General features: G+C 41.4%; 20 protein-coding genes. 11 read left to right on the forward strand and 9 right to left on the reverse strand.

Annotation, left to right across the window (positions count from 1 at the left end; translation table 11 throughout):
• Positions 1 to 160: 160 nt before the first annotated feature.
• The 5 genes from ACFVS1_RS23510 to ACFVS1_RS23530 all read left to right on the forward strand — a co-directional run bounded on the left by ACFVS1_RS23510 (position 161) and on the right by ACFVS1_RS23530 (position 4,583).
• The gene (locus ACFVS1_RS23510; RefSeq protein ID WP_387551134.1) at positions 161 to 799 is read left to right on the forward strand and encodes a biotin/lipoyl-containing protein; all 639 of its coding nucleotides are present in this window, start codon (positions 161 to 163) and stop codon (positions 797 to 799) included.
• A gap of 40 nt (positions 800 to 839) precedes the next feature.
• A complete protein-coding gene (locus tag ACFVS1_RS23515) occupies positions 840 to 2,459 on the forward strand; it encodes a DHA2 family efflux MFS transporter permease subunit (protein WP_387551137.1) in 1,620 nt (539 codons plus the stop codon).
• Between the two features lie 18 nt (positions 2,460 to 2,477).
• Complete coding sequence (locus tag ACFVS1_RS23520) at positions 2,478 to 3,008, forward strand: NAD(P)H-dependent oxidoreductase (protein ID WP_063234827.1); 531 nt, start codon at positions 2,478 to 2,480, stop codon at positions 3,006 to 3,008.
• 13 nt (positions 3,009 to 3,021) lie between these two features.
• The gene (locus ACFVS1_RS23525; RefSeq protein WP_387551141.1) at positions 3,022 to 3,369 is read left to right on the forward strand and encodes a hypothetical protein; all 348 of its coding nucleotides are present in this window, start codon (positions 3,022 to 3,024) and stop codon (positions 3,367 to 3,369) included.
• Between the two features lie 293 nt (positions 3,370 to 3,662).
• Positions 3,663 to 4,583 carry an EamA family transporter gene (locus ACFVS1_RS23530; protein WP_387551144.1) on the forward strand — a complete coding sequence of 307 codons (921 nt, stop codon included), beginning with the start codon at positions 3,663 to 3,665 and terminating at the stop codon, positions 4,581 to 4,583.
• 75 nt (positions 4,584 to 4,658) lie between these two features.
• Here ACFVS1_RS23530 and ACFVS1_RS23535 read toward each other — a convergent pair whose 3' ends face one another.
• From ACFVS1_RS23535 to fabL, 5 genes are all read right to left on the reverse strand, one after another.
• Positions 4,659 to 6,407 carry an ABC transporter ATP-binding protein gene (locus tag ACFVS1_RS23535; RefSeq protein WP_387551147.1) on the reverse strand — a complete coding sequence of 583 codons (1,749 nt, stop codon included), beginning with the start codon at positions 6,405 to 6,407 and terminating at the stop codon, positions 4,659 to 4,661.
• Between the two features lie 240 nt (positions 6,408 to 6,647).
• On the reverse strand, positions 6,648 to 7,178 hold the full coding sequence (ntdP, locus tag ACFVS1_RS23540) for a nucleoside tri-diphosphate phosphatase (protein WP_063234823.1): 531 nt from the start codon (positions 7,176 to 7,178) through the stop codon (positions 6,648 to 6,650).
• Positions 7,179 to 7,412: 234 nt separating this feature from the next.
• Entirely contained in the window at positions 7,413 to 7,667 is a 255-nt protein-coding gene (locus tag ACFVS1_RS23545) for a YgaB family protein (RefSeq protein WP_063577340.1), read from the reverse strand.
• A gap of 161 nt (positions 7,668 to 7,828) precedes the next feature.
• Entirely contained in the window at positions 7,829 to 8,101 is a 273-nt protein-coding gene (locus tag ACFVS1_RS23550) for a gamma-type small acid-soluble spore protein (protein ID WP_352926236.1), read from the reverse strand.
• Between the two features lie 82 nt (positions 8,102 to 8,183).
• Positions 8,184 to 8,933, reverse strand: a complete 750-nt coding sequence (fabL, locus tag ACFVS1_RS23555) for an enoyl-[acyl-carrier-protein] reductase FabL (protein ID WP_063234820.1) — start codon at positions 8,931 to 8,933, stop codon at positions 8,184 to 8,186.
• Positions 8,934 to 9,001: 68 nt separating this feature from the next.
• Here fabL and ACFVS1_RS23560 point away from each other — a divergent pair, with 68 nt between their 5' ends.
• Entirely contained in the window at positions 9,002 to 9,226 is a 225-nt protein-coding gene (locus tag ACFVS1_RS23560) for a hypothetical protein (protein ID WP_352926234.1), read from the forward strand.
• Between the two features lie 153 nt (positions 9,227 to 9,379).
• Here the strand turns inward: ACFVS1_RS23560 and mutY are convergent, their stop codons facing one another.
• Positions 9,380 to 10,489 (reverse strand): A/G-specific adenine glycosylase, encoded by a 1,110-nt coding sequence (mutY, locus tag ACFVS1_RS23565; protein WP_352926329.1) that lies wholly within the window; start codon positions 10,487 to 10,489, stop codon positions 9,380 to 9,382.
• A 216-nt stretch (positions 10,490 to 10,705) separates the two neighbouring features.
• Here mutY and ACFVS1_RS23570 point away from each other — a divergent pair, with 216 nt between their 5' ends.
• Positions 10,706 to 11,683 carry a metal-dependent hydrolase gene (locus ACFVS1_RS23570; protein ID WP_387551154.1) on the forward strand — a complete coding sequence of 326 codons (978 nt, stop codon included), beginning with the start codon at positions 10,706 to 10,708 and terminating at the stop codon, positions 11,681 to 11,683.
• Positions 11,684 to 11,732: 49 nt separating this feature from the next.
• Here the strand turns inward: ACFVS1_RS23570 and ACFVS1_RS23575 are convergent, their stop codons facing one another.
• Entirely contained in the window at positions 11,733 to 11,999 is a 267-nt protein-coding gene (locus ACFVS1_RS23575; protein ID WP_101225953.1) for a YfhJ family protein, read from the reverse strand.
• Positions 12,000 to 12,112: 113 nt separating this feature from the next.
• Between ACFVS1_RS23575 and ACFVS1_RS23580 the strand changes: the two genes are divergently transcribed.
• Positions 12,113 to 12,268 (forward strand): small, acid-soluble spore protein K, encoded by a 156-nt coding sequence (locus ACFVS1_RS23580; protein ID WP_034305387.1) that lies wholly within the window; start codon positions 12,113 to 12,115, stop codon positions 12,266 to 12,268.
• A gap of 41 nt (positions 12,269 to 12,309) precedes the next feature.
• Here ACFVS1_RS23580 and ACFVS1_RS23585 read toward each other — a convergent pair whose 3' ends face one another.
• Together ACFVS1_RS23585 and recX are read right to left on the reverse strand one after the other, a co-directional pair.
• A complete protein-coding gene (locus ACFVS1_RS23585; RefSeq protein WP_125163529.1) occupies positions 12,310 to 12,621 on the reverse strand; it encodes a YfhH family protein in 312 nt (103 codons plus the stop codon).
• Between the two features lie 75 nt (positions 12,622 to 12,696).
• Positions 12,697 to 13,494: a recombination regulator RecX gene (recX, locus tag ACFVS1_RS23590; RefSeq protein WP_387551159.1), complete on the reverse strand. Its 798-nt coding sequence runs from the start codon at positions 13,492 to 13,494 to the stop codon at positions 12,697 to 12,699.
• A gap of 125 nt (positions 13,495 to 13,619) precedes the next feature.
• Between recX and ACFVS1_RS23595 the strand changes: the two genes are divergently transcribed.
• From ACFVS1_RS23595 to ACFVS1_RS23605, 3 genes are all read left to right on the forward strand, one after another.
• Positions 13,620 to 14,540: a TIGR01777 family oxidoreductase gene (locus ACFVS1_RS23595; protein WP_352926326.1), complete on the forward strand. Its 921-nt coding sequence runs from the start codon at positions 13,620 to 13,622 to the stop codon at positions 14,538 to 14,540.
• Between the two features lie 53 nt (positions 14,541 to 14,593).
• Complete coding sequence (locus ACFVS1_RS23600; RefSeq protein ID WP_081088510.1) at positions 14,594 to 14,716, forward strand: YfhE family protein; 123 nt, start codon at positions 14,594 to 14,596, stop codon at positions 14,714 to 14,716.
• A gap of 109 nt (positions 14,717 to 14,825) precedes the next feature.
• Positions 14,826 to 15,011 (forward strand): YfhD family protein, encoded by a 186-nt coding sequence (locus ACFVS1_RS23605; RefSeq protein ID WP_352926229.1) that lies wholly within the window; start codon positions 14,826 to 14,828, stop codon positions 15,009 to 15,011.
• The last annotated feature ends 245 nt before the right edge of the window (positions 15,012 to 15,256 follow it).

Here is a 15,256-nt window from a genome sequence, read left to right on the forward strand (position 1 = left end):
ATTAAACTGGTAAACTCTTTACTTAATAATATTAATACTTACAAAAGTTAATATTTATTTAATTTAACAAATAAACATTAGAATAGGAGGCGTCATTTCTACCTAACGAACAGTATCGAAAAAGGCAATACATCATCAATATTTTTTGGAGGCGAAACAAGTGAATAGAGGACGTTTAGTTTTAATCAATGTCATTGGTTTGGTTATTATCATAGCGGTATTGGCCGGTGGGGCTTATTACTATTATGAAAGCACGAATTTCATTAAAACGGATGAAGCGAAAGTGTCGGGAGAGCTATATACCATCGTTGCCCCCGCTGCCGGTAAACTAGCAGATTGGGACTTGCATGAAGGAGACAGTGTAAGTAAGGATGCCAATGTTGCCAATGTTGCCACCTTAGACGGAAAAGAAGCGGTAAAAACCGCAGCACAAGGTACTATCGTTAAAACACAAGTGCATGATGAGCAGCTTGTTCAAGCGGGTCAAACGCTGGCTCAGACCATCAATATGGATGATCTGTCCATAACGGCTAATATTGAAGAAAATAAATTAAAGGATATCGAAAAAGGTGACAGCGTCGATATTATCATCGATGGAGATCCCGATACGGTCTTCGAAGGCACGTTGGAACAGATCGGTTATGCTACAACGTCTGTCTTTTCAGTGATGGGCAACCAAAACAGCAGCGGAAACTATACAAAAGTCACCCAAAAAGTACCAGTTAAAATTTCCATCAAAGCACCATCCGATAAAGTTCTGCCTGGAATGAACGCAGAAGTGAAAATTTCAACTAAATAAACCGGCTACACAGTTATACAGAAAGGAGGCTTTTCTTTAAATGGCTTCTCAAACCATCACAGTAAATGAAAACAAGGGAATGAAGCAATTTGCCCCCATGTTAATTATCTTAATGCTAGGTTTGTTCATGGTCATTTTGAATCAAACCCTGCTTAGTGTCGCCATGCCCAGGATGATGGCAGAATTCAATGTAGCTGCGACTACGATTCAATGGTTATCAACTGGATTCATGCTCGTGAATGGAGCTTTGATCCCACTGTCCGCTTTTTTAATAGAACGGTTTGGCACGCGCATTTTATTCCTTGCTGCCATGTTTTTATTCACCGTCGGGACATTGATCTGCGGCATCGCACCAAATTTCCCCGTCATCCTTACAGGCCGGCTGATTCAGGCGGCTGGCGGCGGGATCCTGCAGCCATTGGTCATGACGATCATTCTTTTCATCTTCCCTCCGGAAATGCGCGGGAAAGGAATGGGAATCTTTGGACTTGCCATTATGTTTGCCCCTGCAATCGGCCCGACTTTGTCTGGTTGGGTCATTCAGGAATATAGCTGGCGGGTCATGTTCTACGCAATGGTGCCATTAGGCTTGATAGTCATGACACTCGCCTTTTTAAGTATGCGTAATGTAGCAGAACCAAAGAAAATCAAATTGGATTTATTGGGTGCGTCTCTATCCTTGCTAGGTGTTGCATCCTTACTATACGGTGTCAGTGAAGCTGGTTCCAAAGGCTGGACGGATTCGATCGTTCTGGGAACGATCATCATTGGGCTGATCCTTTTGACGCTTTTTGTAGTTCAACAGCTAAAATCGGAAACACCTATGCTCGACTTCCGTGTATTTAAGTATGACATGTTCGTATTATCGAATATCATTTCCGCCATCGTCACAGTGGCGATGTTTACCGGGATATTCTTATTGCCTATATATTTGCAGACTTTAAGAGGCTTCACACCAGTTCAATCCGGCCTATTGATGTTACCCGGAGCCCTTGTGATGATGGTGATGTCACCCATTTCAGGAGCATTATTTGACAAAATCGGACCTCGTCCATTAGCACTGATTGGTTTAGCGATTACTGCCGTCACAACCTTCGAATTCGCTAAATTGACTACGGAAACAACCTATTCGACTTTGGTCATCATCTATGCCATCCGCGCACTTGGAATGTCTTTACTGATGATGCCGATCATGACGGCTGGGATGAATCAGCTTCCTAAGCATTTGAATACACATGGTACGGCAATGAGCAATACGCTGAAACAAGTGACCGGAGCCATCGGTACGAGCTTCGTGACGACCATTTATACAACCCGTGCATCTTTCCATGGAACTGCTTTAGGAACGGAAATGAGTACGAGTGATCCCGGTTTTGTTCAGAATTTCCAAACAATCGTTCAATCCATCATGAGTTCGATGAATCAAACTAGTGAACAGGCACAGGAAACTGCCATGTCTCTGATTTCTTCACAAATCCAGGGTCAAGCAAATGTGATGGGAATCAATGATGCCTTCTTTTGGGCAACAGGCTTTGCAATTGCCGGTATCGTTCTTTCACTGTTTTTGCGTGACGTTCGGAAGGACAAAGCAATGAAAAAAGCTAAACAAGAACATTTGGATGTACCTTTGCTTCCTTCACCAGTAAAAAAATCGGTTTAATTAAATGGGGGAATAAAAATGAAGATCTATGTTGTTTACGACAGTGAAGGCAACCATACGAAAGCACTTGCCGAATCAATAGCTCAAGGGGCCGCCGCGGTCCCTGGCGCTGAGGTTCTCATAGACCATGTGAACGAGGCGGATGTTTATAAGCTCCAGGAAATGGATGCCATCATTTGGGGCTGTCCCGGTCATTTCGGCACCATCAGTTCGAGTTTGAAAACATGGATCGATAAACTTGGGTATCTATGGGCGGAAGGTGCGCTGATCAATAAAGTAGGTGCTGTTTTCTGTACGACGGCCACCGTACATGGCGGACTCGAGGCTACCATGCTGAACTTAATCACCCCTATGCTTCATCAAGGCATGATCATTGTCGGATTGCCCGGCACTGTCCCGGAAAACGCCTTATATGGTTCCTATTATGGAGTAGGAATAAGCTGTCCGCCCGGTGTGGATGACAACATCACCAAAAATGACTTGCAGCTTGGAGAAGCATTAGGAAAACGGGTTGCCCATGTCACCCGTTCATTCATAAACGAGCTCTAGGAGGCTTGATTCAATGGGCATAATTCTAATTATCATCGTTGCTATATTAGCGGTCACGGGCTTGATCACATACAATATCAAAGCCTTATCGCCTGAAGGTAAGCCGCCGGGTGACGAGGAAGAGAACTCGTTGGAAGAGTCCGCTTTCCCTTCGGCTGATGATTCCATTACCGAAATCATCTCCCCAACAGACAATGATGAATTGAAAATGAAAGATCAGGATTATCGTTTGGCACTTTCCAAACTTCACAATCAAAAGCCAAATGATGAGCCAACTGCAGAAAAAAAGCCTAATCTTCGAAAAATGAAAGACGAGGAATACCGTGGTACATTGAAAGACTTCCGGCAAAAAGGCGATTGAAGCACGTCACCCCATTCGGCATATTCGCCTTTTTGGAGGGTTTCAATTACTTTGGATGGAAGGAACATCCCCTGCCTCTCCCAAGCCTTTAGCTTAAAGATCGACCTGCAGGCTTAACTTATTTTTCTGGTTGACAAATATTCACAAAGACTCTAAGCTAAAGTAATGCAACACAAACATTTTTTTAAACTCAGCTTTTGTTGAGAGACGGAATTTTAAAAGGATTTCCTTTTTTCGTTCGTCACTTGCCTTTTTGGCAGGTGGCGATTTTTATTTTTACAGGGGTGAAAAACATGCAACTTTTGAAGTATTCCATAATGGTCTTAATCGGTTCGATCTCATATGGCACATTATCCACCATGATGAAATTTGGATTCATGGATGGCCATTCATCCGGAGAACTGGTCGGCAGTCAATACCTCGTCGGTTGGCTGATTGTCTCCGTGTTATTTCTTTTTTCGTTTAAATATAAAGTTTCATGGAAGAGTGCCGGATTACTTTTAATCACGGGCATGATGTCCACTTTCGTCGGAAAGGCATATGCCGTTTCCGTATCCGAGCTTCCCGCTTCAATTGCCGTTGTCTTTTTATTTCAATTTACCTGGATAGGCGTCCTCATTGAAAGTTTCATAAATAAAAGACGCCCGGATAAAAATAAACTCATTGCCATTTTCGTTCTCTTCATCGGAACATTATTGGCAGGCTCCATTTTTGGTCAGCCTCTATCCGGCTTAAGCCTAAAAGGCGTATTGTTCGGTCTATTGTCAGCCTTGCTTTTTGCGCTATATATGTATTGCAACTCTCAATTCGCAGTTGGGGAATCCTCAATGAAACGGCTGTTTTTCATTGCAACAGGTGGTATGCTGACTGCTGTATTCACGACTAATCCCGTCACACTTGTAACGAATCTTGTCCAAACGAACCTATGGTACTACGGTCTGCTGCTCGGCACTTTAGGTGTATTAGTTCCCTTCTTTTTCTTTGCTGTCAGTTTGCCCAAAGTGGGTGTCGGACTTGGAACGATTCTTTGTGCTGCGGAACTGCCTTCAGCGATGGTCGTTTCCGTCATCTTCTTGCATGAACAGGTTACGTCACTGCAATGGTTCGGGATGTGCTTGATCATCGTAGGCATCGCCTTGCCTGAGGGAATAAAGCATCTGCCGCATTTCCTTCCTGACAGAAAAAAAACGCTGCATGAAAAAAGGATTTCATAACTTGCATGCTTGCACAAGAAAGACCATTCCCGTTAGCGGAATGGTCTTCTTTTGTATATTGTTTTCCTATTCTTCTTAAGAATCCAATTGTTGTACTTGAAATAGGTTGTAGTAATGCCCTTGCTTTTTCATAAGTTCTTCGTGTGTCCCCATTTCCGTAATTTCCCCATTATCGATATGAACGATCCGATCGGCGTGGGTGATGGTTGATAACCGATGGGCCACGATGATGGTGGTCCTGTCTTTCGCTAAAATATCCAGCGCCTCCTGGATATAGTGTTCACTTTCCAAATCCAATGCGGATGTGGCTTCATCGAGTACAAGGATTGGCGGGTTTTTCAAAAATACCCTCGCAATGGCCACCCGTTGCTTTTGGCCTCCGGATAATTTAACTCCCCGCTCCCCGACTTTCGTTTCATATCCTTCTTTCAGACCCATGATGAAGTCATGGGCATTCGCCGCCTTTGCCGCTTCAAATACTTCTTCATCACTTGCATCAGGTCGTCCCATAAGGATGTTAGCCTTAACCGATTCACTAAATAAGATATTATCCTGTAAAACCATTCCTATTTTATCTCTTAGGCTGCGGACTTGATACTTACGGATATCGGTCCCATCCAATAATACCCTTCCTTCCGTCACATCATAGAAACGGGAAATCAAACTGACGATTGAGGATTTCCCGCCGCCGCTCATCCCGACAAGTGCAATGGTATCCCCTGGTTTGACATCCAAGTTTATATGTTTCAAAACGGGTGACTCTTTCTCGTCATAAGCAAACGATACATCCTGAAAGGTTATTCGGCCTTCCACATGCTTCAGCTCTTTCGCCCCTGGTTCGTCATCGATATCATATTTCTCATCCACAAACTCAAAAACCCTGTCCATGGAAGCCAATGTCTGGGTCATTGTCGTCGAAGAGTTAACTAAACGTCTGAGGGGATTATAAAGCCGGTCAATGAAACCTACGAAGGCAACCATGGTACCCAGTGATAATTGTTCATGAATGACCTGATAACCGGCAAATCCGATCACGAGCAGGGGGGCAATATCCGTGATCGTATTCACGACAGCAAATGACTTGGCATTCCAGCTCGTATGCTTTAGGGCCTTATCAAGGAAATTCTTGTTCTGCTTCGCAAATAATTCCTGTTCCCTGTCTTCTATCGCAAAGCTTTTGATGACTGACATCCCTGAAACCCGTTCATGAAGGTGACTCTGTACATCAGCTAACGCTTGGGACCGAATCCTTGTATAGGTTCTTAGCTTGCCAAAGAAATGCTTAATCGAAAATGCATAAAATGGAAGCATGATGATCGATACAACGGTTAACTTCACGTCCATCGTAAACATGATGACTATCACTATGATGATCGTTGCTATATCGAGCCAAAGGTTCATCAAACCCGTGATGACAAAGTTCTTCGTTTGTTCCACATCCGTGATCATCCTTGAAATGACCTCGCCCACCCTTGTATTGGAATAATATTTAAAACTCAGTTTCTGTATATGAGTAAATAAATCATTGCGAATATCATATAGGATTTTCGTTCCGGTCCATTGCGCAAAATATTGTCTGTAATACTCAATCGGCGGTCTAACTGCAACGAAAATGAAAATCATGATGGCCATTGCCCATAGAAGGCGTTCGGACTTCACGGCTTTGGACAGGTCACCATTTCCGATGATGTCATCCACTATATACTTACTGAGCAATGGAAGCAAAAGCGGAATCGCGAATTTTAGCAATCCAATCAGTACCGTCCCGATTATCTGCCATTTATATGGTTTGACGAATTGCAAATATCTTTTAATGCTCCCCACGGAATACCTCCTTTTCTGAATCATTAAAGCCAAATGAAAAAAAGTCCATACCAGCCAATTTGGAATCTTATATGCACTTGTCCAATTATATTTTCCTTTTCGATGATTAAGTATCAAAAGGATTTCATTCACTAACTTTCAAACACATTTTATGGATCCTGCATCTTGATAGATTGAATCAGTTGTTTAGATATGTTACACAATGAAAAAGCCTGCCAATTAAGCAGCAGGCCTTTTCTATCATCGATAGGTTAAAAAGCGTTCATACCAACTATCAATAAACTCTGCGGAGAATGGTCCTTTTCGCTGGCGTATCATATAAATCAAATAGTCTACGTTCTGTTTCAATATTGAATCGATGGCATCCGGGTAATTCATTTCTTTCCGATGCCTTTCATATTCATCCTCATCCAGCAAATTAAACGTCATATCTGGGAATACTTTAATGTCCAGGTCATAGTCAATGTATTTCAATGCTCCCGATTCGTATGTGAACGGCGAACTGATATTGCAATAATAATAAACCCCGTCCTCTCTCAACATACCAATAACATTAAACCAATACTTTGAATGAAAATAGCAAATCGCCGGCTCTCTCGTAATCCAGGTCCTTCCATCTGATTCCGTTACCATAGTACGGTCATTCGCTGCTATCACCAGATTTTGGGTCCCTTTTAAAACGGTCGTCTCTTCCCAGATACGATGGATATGTCCATTATGTTTATAGCTATGGATTTGGATTTTTCCTCCTTCGGCAGGAACAATCCCCATTTATCTCTCCCTACTTTCTATAGACACCCTGACAGCGTACTGTGCCCTATTCCGTTTGCAGTTGTTGTGTGTATTTAAAAATATATACTTTTTTCCATTTACCCTATATTCCTATATTATAGCGATTTATTCATAAATTTAAAACAAAAGTGGCTAATCTCCCAGTGAAAATGTGTAAATAAGTCGAAAAAGTCTGACCATCCACCCATTTTAACTAAGAAATTAGCCGGTAATTCATCGTATGGCAGCCTGTCCTTGCTGAAAATAACGGATGACTTCTTCCGTTTGCTTCTCGAACATATCATGGATACTTTTCAATTCCTGCTTTTTGAGTTGAATCTCTTCCTGGATGGTGACTGCTTCACTCTCCTCTTCCAGGGCAAGGAGTTGCTTCTCTATATCTTGGCATCTTTCGATTTCGGATTGTAAAAGTAAAAGCTTATCCATCGTTTTCAACTGGTTGTTTATAAGCCGGTTAAATTCCTCCATGAATGCACCTTCCTAATCTGTATTTTTCCTATTAGTATGTATATTCTATTTTTATCCGTTTTTTCCTTTGACATATTATGTAAACGCATCGAAACATTTGTCGAATCCAATGAAAGGCAAAAAAAAGCACCCTTCAAAAGAAGGGTGCCTTTCATCGGCGATTAGCCTTGGCTTTTATTGCTTTGAGATTTTTGGTTTTGTTGTTTCACTTCTTGAACGTTAGTTTCAGAAGCAAACTCTGTACCGTATTGGCCTTGTGCTTGACCTTGACCTTTTTTTTGCTGAGATTGCGCGTTTTGCTGTCTCACTTCTTGAACGTTGGTTTCAGAAGCAAATTCTGTACCGTATTGGCCTTGACCTTGTTGAGATTGCGCGTTTTGTTGTCTCACTTGTTGAACATTAGTTCCTGCTTGTGATTTATTGTTGTTAGCCATTGATATCACCTCCACAAATAATAAGATAACCATTATCCAGGAGTGTTATCCAACTAAAAACATTTAAAATTTTCCAGTTACATTAAACAAGCAATGAGATGCCGCCATCGACAATTACGGTTTGTCCACGAATCATACTGGCTCCATCGGAAATTAAAAACAGGATGGTATTCACCATATCTTCCACCTCAACCATCCGTCCAGCCGGAGTCTGTTCTGCCGCCTCGGCAAGCATTTCATCCCGATTCGGGAAAGACTTCAGGGCATCTGTATCGATTACACCGCCTGAAACGGCATTGACACAAATATTTTTTGCAGCCAATTCGACCGCTAAATATCTTGTCAGGGCTTCAAGGGCAGCCTTGGAAACTCCAACAGCTGTATAATTTTTCAAATAGCGAATCGATCCTAGTGAACTGATGCTGACGATTTTCCCCCCGCCGTTCCTCTCCATTAATTTCGCCGCTTCCTGTGCGCAGAAAAGGAGGGCTTTTGTATTGATGTCCATGGTCCAGTTCCAATGGGATTCCTCCAGCTCCATCAATGGACGCTGCACTCCAGAAGCCGCATTATTAATGAAAATATCCAAACGTCCATAATAAGCATCGATTTCCTCGAACATGCTTTTCACTTTCGCAACGTCACCGACATTTGCCTTAACTACAAGGGCTTTCCGCCCCAATGCTTCTATTTCGGCTGCCACTTCTAATGCTTTCGACTTGCTCCGGGCATAATTAATAACGAGGTCGTAACCTTCCTCTGCAAGCCTTATTGCCGTGCTTCTGCCTAAACCTTTACTGCTACCTGTAACGAGTGCCACTTTTTGTTCCATTCGTTTATTCATCCTTTCTGGGTAAACACCGAGTAATAAAAATCATTTTTTTAAGGAGTGTTACTGTTATGTATGTTGGACGTGATATGACAGAGTTGTCGATGATGAACAAATCGGATTGGGAAAATAGTGAACTTGCCTATTTTCATCACTCCCTTCAACAAATGGTACCTTATTTAAACCAAGAAGGACAGAGTATCCATAGCGAAATCATCAAAGAAATTGAAAATAGAGGCGGACTTAATAGGCAAGAAGCAGATTATACTCATGGAACGAAAACCATTTACGATTGATTTTATACGGATATGGCTTAGTAAATCAACAAAAGGAAGAGGATATCTGAAGGATATCCTCTTTTTAGCATAAAACCCTGTTCCCACGTCGCACCCAAAATATAAATAATGTATGATGATTGAACCCACGAATGCTTGAATGACTCTAATCTTTTATTCAATACACTCTTTTTCTTTATACGCTCTCATCATTTTTTGGTGGGAAACCGGAAATGCTAACTCAGCCATCTCTGCTTCGCTCACCCACTTAAGTTGCTGTTGTAGTAATGTCTCTTCACTGATGGCTTCTTTGATCATTCCGATATACGTGTCCACTTTCCAAACGAGGTGTGAGAAAACATGTTCAATTCTCACAAGTGATTCTGTGATTTCCGGTTTGACGCCATACATTTCCTGAAACCGGCTCTCGAAGAATTCCCTCTTATGCAAAAGGGATGAATGGTTTTCGAAATTCGGATATTCCCAAAGATTTGCAAGCAATCCTTCTGATGCTCGCTTGTGAATTAAAAATTCACCTTTTCCATTCGTTAAAACGGCAGCTACAATTGGTACATCCCGCGTTTTTTTCTTTTGGATTTTTACCGGCAATTCCGACTGAACCCCAGCTTCAAATGCTAGACAATGACTTTGAACGGGACATAATAGGCAGGCAGGCTTACCTGGTGTACAAATCAATGCTCCAAGTTCCATCAACGCTTGATTGAAGGCAGAGGTATGTTCATGATCGATCAGCTTTCTGACGGCTGCTTCGAAAGTTTTTCTTGTCTTTGGCTTTGCTATGTCTTCATATATCATCAATATCCTTGATAAAACACGCATGACATTTCCATCAACGGCTGGCTCCGGCTTACCGTATGCGATACTAAGAATCGCACCAGCTGTATAAGGGCCGACACCTTTTAATTTGGATATTTCCCCGGGATCATCCGGTACAATCCCTTTATAGGTAGCCTTCACTTCCTGAACGGCACTATGCAGATTCCTTACACGTGAATAATATCCAAGCCCTTCCCATGCTTTTAGGATTTTCTCTTCATCGGCATTGGCAAAATCCTCGAGTGTAGGGAACCATTCCATAAACCGGTTGAAATATGGAATCACCGTGTCCACTCTCGTTTGCTGCAGCATTATTTCAGAAACCCAAACACGGTACGGGTCCTTATTTTCCCTCCATGGCAATTCTCTTTGTTCTTCGAGAAACCAGGAAACCAAATCTTTTTGAAATTCATCGATTTTTATTTTTTCTATTGTCGGGATCATCATTTCTTTCACATCAGTTCCTCCAAAGATGTTACACTCTTATCAAAATTGGGAATACCTATAGTAGGCCATTCTTTTTTTAATATCATGTTCATATTCATTTATTTGTAAAGGTTCACGGAAAAAAATCAAAATTATATTCATTTGATGGTTAATATATAAATACGGTATGATGAAAGAAGACCATTTTTTTCAAATTGTGGCAGGGAGGTTAGTTTTTTGGATACAGGTACTCACTTTGTCATGGGAATTGCTCTTGGAGGTCTTGCCACATTAGATCCTGTTATAGCGCAGAGCCCAGTCACTGCAAGTGCAGTCATAGCAGGTACGATATTGGGATCACAAGCTCCGGACATTGATACTGTTTTAAAATTAAGGAATAACGCTGTATATATACGAAACCATCGTGGAATCACGCATTCCATTCCCGCTGTTTTACTCTGGCCCTTGATTATCAGCGGAGCACTTTTCGCCATCATACCTGAAGCAAATTACCTACACCTTTGGCTTTGGACCTTTTTAGCCGTTTTCCTTCATGTATTCGTGGATATATTCAATGCTTATGGGACCCAGGCTCTTAGACCGATTTCGTCAAAATGGGTAGCTTTAGGGGTCATCAATACATTTGACCCGTTCATTTTTGGAATACATGTTGCCGGCCTGATATTATGGGGCTTTGGATTTCCTCCAGGCTATTTATTTCTTTCGATTTACGGAATACTCGTCATTTATTATATTTCCAGGTTCAGGGAACAAGCTTTTATAAAAAAAGTGGTCAAAAGGCAAATTCCTGGAGCAAGGAAAATTCTATTATCACCGACCATGCGTTTTCATCGCTGGAAAATTGCAGTGATTACCGAAAAGAATTATTATGTGGCACGGGCCGTTAATGGACATGTGACGATTCTGGATACGTTCGATCGAGTGCCATTGCCTGAAAGTGAAATTCTCGAAGTCGCCAAGAAGGATATCAACTTGGCAGCCTTTCTGTCCTTTTCGCCGGTTTACCGCTTTGAAATCGAACAGATAAAAGAATATTATGAAGTCCGTTTTATCGATTTAAGATACCGCAGCAATGGATATTACCCGTTTGTGGCAGTGGTCCACTTAGACAGCGAATTGAATATCTTGAATTCTTATACCGGCTGGATCTTTAGCGAAGCGAAGCTGCAGAAGAAATTGAATATTATTTTGTAGTATATTGAAAAAGAGCTGATTCCAGGGAACCCCTCTGGAATCAGCTTTTTTAATGCACTCGATTCTGCTGATTTAATAACTGTTGATATTTAGGGTTTTTTGCAATGAATTCGTGGAATTGCTCTCCGTAGTTATCAATCCAGGTCCTTACAACGCGCGATGTCATTTCTTCTCCGGCATATTCATGCCCGGCCTTTGCATAGGTCGCCTCGAAATCTTCCCATAATAATTCCACCCAAGTCAGAGCTTGCTCATACGTGATGTGTTCATTTTTCTCAAGCAGTATCTTGGTTAATCTTTCATGGTAATCATTCATTAGAACCACCTCATTGCCAATTTTTTTACAGAATGAACTATACTGTTTCATACCCATACTAGTGGTAAGCGGAAACGCTTCTGTCTTTAATCTGATGCTTGGAGGAGAAAAATTTGCGAAATAAACAAAAAGGATTCCCCAACCAAAACAATAATAAATTCCAAGGCGAGCCTCGTGCCAAAGCAAGATATGCTTCAAAGCGTGCAGATGGCAGTATAAATACACACCCTCAAGAAAGAATGAAAGCATCAAACGAGCGATCGAATTAAAAGATGCACCAGAAGGAATCGGGTACTTCCCCGGTTCCTTTTTATTTTAACATTGAAATCGGCAGTGCTTCTTCCTTACCGCTTCCACCTAAGCGGTATCCCCAGGCGAATACGCCATTCATATAATCAATTTTGAAATAGACACCGGGATCTCCCTCAATTTGATATATTTCACCTTTTTTGAAATCATCCGGATTTAACAAATAGGCCTTGGCCATCGTCACTTTTCGTTCCAATACTGAAAATTCATTAACCATTCCCAATTGCTCTGCTTTTCTCGCTTTTTCAGTCAACGCTGCAATTTCCTGCTGTAGTTCATAGGCCGACAACTTGCTGTATCTTACGTCGCTCATATATATGACTCCTTAAATGAAATATTAATTTACCTCTATATTAAACAAAATTTTGTGATTTGGCTATCGATGCACTTAATCCCCATCTGTATTGGAAAGATAACGCTCAATCAATTCTATTGGAAACCCTTTTCGGTATAATGCCTGCTTCATTTTTTGTTCATATTCGAAGCCTTCATGGTTTTTATATCGACGCTGCATTTTTTCGGCATGGTGGCAAAGAGAATCCCATTGTTCATCTTCATCCTTTTCAACCGTCACATCTTCAAGTGCTACATGGATGACATCTATAGGGAAGCCTTTCCGTAACAAGGTTTGTTCAACCTTTAGCCTTAAAGCTCGTTCGGAAATGTTTTTTTCCTTTTTGACCGCTTTTCCAGCAAGATTGCTTGCATGTTCAATCTGAATATCATAGGGGTATTCCTTCAATGCCTCGACAACCAACTTTTCTTGCACCCCTTTTTCCTTAAGCTCGAGCTTAAGGGTAGTTGGCCCTTTATTGCCTCCATTCACATGGGTCCGTACGTAAGCCTTGGCAAATTCAAGGTCGTCTAAATAATTAAAGCTGTAAAGTTTATGTATCGCTTCCTTAATGATCGGCTCTTCCGTTTCCTTCTTTTTTAAATAAAGGCGAATTTCCGATTCCGAGCGCATCCGGTATGATAAATAATTAAGTGCATCGGTAAATGCTTTTTGAATTTCATCATGGAATTGTATTTCAGCCAAAAGCAGGTCATCAAGTTCCCTACCCTTTTTCAAATGAAATTTCAATAGCACTTCTTCGTCTACACTAAAAGCATATTTTTCGTCAACGAAAATGTTATAACGATCTTTACGCTTCTTTTGGGTTGTTATTTTTGTTATGTTTGGCATAAATCCACCCCCACACCTACTTTACCCCTTTACGTTTACCATTTCTATATATAGCATGTCTAAAAATGAAAAAAGAACATGGGCATGTTAAAGTGAAGGAAAGAAAGGGAAAGGAAGTGGTTTTCATGAAAATAGCCATTGCTGGTGGAAGCGGTTTTGTCGGCACAGCCCTTATTGATGAATTATCAAAAGAAAATCATGATATATATATTTTGACCCGTCATCCCGAAAAATTTAATAAACAGACTAATTTGACATATATCGGCTGGTTGACCAAGGACGCAAAGCCGGAACAGCACTTGGCGGGGCTCGATGTTTTCATTAACCTTGCTGGTGAATCTTTAAACAGCGGGCGTTGGACACCTGAACGAAAACGCCGGATTGTCGAAAGCAGGGTCGAAGCTTCCAAAGAAATGAACCGGATCATTTCCATACTGCCCGATAATGTTTCGGTCATCATTAATGCAAGTGCAATCGGATATTATGGTATTTCGGACGATGAAACCTTTACCGAAACCTCTGAATCCATTGGTGATGATTTCTTGGCCCGTACAGTTCAATTATGGGAAAAGGAAGCGGCTAAATCACGCTCTTACAGTAAAAGGTTGATCCTGACAAGATTCGGGGTGATTCTTGGAGAAAAAGACGGTGCATTGCCAATGATGGCCCTCCCCTATAAACTATTCGGCGGAGGGAAGATGGGCAAAGGGAGTCAGTGGCTTTCCTGGATCCATATCCATGACGTGGTCCGTGCAATCATCTTTTGCATGAACGATGCACGGATAGAAGGTCCAGTTAATTTTACTGCTCCGAATCCCGTTCAGATGGATACATTCGGGAAAACGATAGGAGCTGTCCTGCACCGGCCCCATTGGTTACCCGTACCTCCCTTCTTCCTCAAGAAACTGCTTGGAGAAATGAGCATACTTGTACTTGAAGGGCAAAATGTCCTTCCCACTAAACTTAAAGAGGAAGGATTCACCTTCTCCTTTCCAACCCTTAAAGAAGCTTTACAAAATATCTTGAAAGAAGATTCTCACGTATGAAAGGGTCATTTTAGGAAAAAATAGGGATATTAAGTGGAATGGAGATGATCTAATTGCTCAAAAAACACGATAAAGAAAAAAGTAACTTAACTAGTACACAAGCGATTCTTTATGCTCGGGAATTTAAAAAAGCAGATCGAGCTGGTGGATATACCGAAAAGAAATCCCGTCGTTAAGTTTGGAGTTTTTTCCCGTACATTTTGAACAGCCACTCAACACAAAATAAGCTGGAGATGATTAATGAATTCATCTCCAGCTTATTTTTTTACTCTAGGGGGCGCTAACATGGGACGCAATAACATACACCATAATCGAGATAAGAACAAACAGAAACTTCCTCAGGTTCCTAAAAACCTGAAAAGTGACGGACTTGACGTTGAATATTCTTCCGAGCTTGCTGACCAGGAAGACATCGAAGCACAAGCCCGGGCAAATGCGGCTGACAGCCGTGCTCATAATCGCCGCTTATAAGCAGGAGAAACCAATCAAGGGGCTGTCAATTAGCCCCTTAGGTTTTTTATTTACATAGCTTATCCACAGCCTTGTGTATATTGTGGATATATTCTGAAAATACTGATAAAAAACAAGTACAATAAACCAGCTTATCAACATGAAAATAATGTTATTTCTGGATAACCCTGTGGATTATGTGGATAAAGGGGATTTTAAGCTAACCACTCAGCATTATTGTTGTGGATAACTATTCTCTCTCCTTG

This window comes from Peribacillus sp. NPDC058075 (genome assembly GCF_042885195.1).
Taxonomy (GTDB): domain Bacteria; phylum Bacillota; class Bacilli; order Bacillales; family DSM-1321; genus Peribacillus.